The sequence below is a fragment of the Rhizobium sp. KNZ2-6A genome, from assembly GCF_056755475.1.
Genome location: NZ_JBNDIC010000148.1, coordinates 1 through 567, shown reverse-complemented (window position 1 = coordinate 567; position 567 = coordinate 1). Strand labels below are relative to the sequence as shown.

Annotated in this window: 1 protein-coding gene; it reads left to right on the top strand. The window is 56.8% G+C overall.

Features of this window, described 5'->3' with window-relative positions:
* On the top strand, positions 1–510 hold a 510-nt coding region (locus ACPYOP_RS32980), incomplete at its 5' end, for an IS6 family transposase (protein ID WP_481414388.1).
* Between the last annotated feature and the right edge of the window lie 57 nt (positions 511–567).

The window sequence follows — 567 nt, the reverse complement described above, 5'->3', positions numbered from 1 at the left end:
AAGATCCGTCGACGTTCTTCCGGTCGGCTCGGCGACAAGTGGCATCTCGATGAGGCCGTCATTTCGATCGGCGGCAAGAAGCACTGGCTGTGGCGGGCGGTCGATCAGGATGGTTTCGTCCTGGAGGTTCTGGTGCAAGGCCGCCGCAATGCCAAGGTGGCCAAGCGTCTGATGCGAAAGTTGTTGAAGGGCCAAGGCCGTGCGCCGAGAGTGATGATCACGGACAAGCTTCGATCCTATGACACCGCAAGACGGGAGATCATGCCAGGTGTCGAACATCGTTCACACAAGGGTCTCAACAATCGAGCCGAAAATTCCCATCAGCCAATCCGTCGACGAGAGCGGATTATGAAGCGCTTCAAGTCACGCCGCCATCTGCAGCGCTTTGTCTCCATCCATGATCCGATCGCCAACTTGTTCCACATCCCTCGCCACGACATTTCTTCCAGTCATCACCGCGAATTGCGCGCAGCGGCCATGAACCTGTGGACGAAAATCGCACTGGCATGAGCGATGCACGCGGCAGATGTCACTGTCCGGCTTCTTCTCGGTTAACTTTACAATGCC